1 pseudogene is annotated in these 1,461 nt (G+C 65.6%); it reads left to right on the top strand.

The features are described from left to right. Nucleotides 1–46: 46 nt before the first annotated feature. Nucleotides 47–1,454, top strand: a pseudogene (locus GI374_RS18705) (IS30 family transposase). Nucleotides 1,455–1,461: the final 7 nt, after the last annotated feature.

Here is a 1,461-nt window from a genome sequence, read left to right as displayed (position 1 = left end):
GGCGGATTCAACCGGTCGTCGCAACGGCCTGAACCAGGAGGTTGCGATGAATACCCACAAGCGTCGTTCTGACAAATCGACCCGACGCAAATTGCGCTCGCCTGGGCGACCACCAGTCTGGCAGCGTAAGAATCTCTGCCGGTTCTGGTTGGCGGTGGCGTCGGGGCGCTCCAGCGAGGACGCCGCCGTCGACGCCGGCGTTTCGGCACCTGTGGGCGTGCGATGGTTTCGGAGTGCAGGGGGAGTGCCACCAACTCATCTGGCGCCATCGGCGGGGCCAACAAGCGGGCGCTATCTGACCTTCCCGGAGCGCGAGGACATTGCGATCGAACGTGCTAAGGGCACCGGGATCCGGGCCATCGCGCGCAAGCTTGGAAGGGCACCGAGCACGATTTCGCGTGAGCTGCGCCGCAACGCGGCCACGCGAGGGGGCAGTCTCGACTATCGCGCCAGCACCGCACAGTGGCATGCTGATCGGGCCGCCCCGGCGTCCCCGACCGGGCAAGCTCGTCGCCCATCGGGTGCTGCGCGACTACGTTCACGACCGGCTTGTCGGAATGATCACTGACGCAGGTGGGATCGGTTTCAGCGGTCCGAATGTGGTATGGAAAGGGCGCCGGGCAGTTCATCGCCAGAGCCGGCGCTGGTCGACCGCCTGGAGCCCGGAGCAGATCGCGAATCGGCTTCGGGTCGACTTCCCCGAGGATCCGACCATGCGCATCAGCCACGAGGCGATCTATCAGGCCCTCTACATCCAGGGCCGCGGAGCCCTGCGTCGAGAGCTCACGGCTTGTCTGCGTTCCGGCCGAGCTCTGCGCCTGCCTCGTGAACGCGCCAGGACCCGCGGCAAGTCCTTCATCTCCGAGGCGATCATGATCAGCGAACGGCCGCGGGAGATCGGCGACCGTGCCGTGCCGGGGCACTGGGAGGGCGATCTCATTCTCGGCCTCGGCAGTTCCGCCATCGGCACCCTTGTCGAACGCAGCACGCGGTTCACCTTGCTGCTTCACCTGCCGCGGATGGAGGGCCACGGACAAGGCAAGAGCGTCAAGAACGGCCCGGCCCTGGCCGGGCACGGAGCTGAGGCGGTGCGCGACGCCATCACGCGGTCGATCACCTGCCTTCCCGCGCATCTGCGCCGGTCTCTCACTTGGGATCAGGGTGCCGAAATGGCCCAACACGCCAGGCTGCAGATCGATACCGGCCTGCAGATCTATTTCTGCGATCCTCAGAGCCCGTGGCAGCGCGGGACGAACGAGAACACAAACGGCCTGTTGCGACAGTATTTCCCGAAAGGCACCGATCTCAGTCAGCACGGTGCCGGCGAACTCGAGGCTGTCGCTCATGCTCTCAACACAAGGCCTCGCGGGACGCTCGGTTGGAAAACACCCGCGGAAGCCCTCGACCAGGTTCTCAAGGGTGCTAAAATCGATGCTGTTGCGTCGACCGGTTGAATCCGCC

Origin of the sequence: Paracoccus sp. S-4012 (assembly GCF_009674885.1) — a bacterium.
Taxonomy (GTDB): Bacteria; Pseudomonadota; Alphaproteobacteria; order Rhodobacterales; family Rhodobacteraceae; genus Paracoccus.
This window is presented reverse-complemented; position numbering and strand designations above follow the sequence as displayed.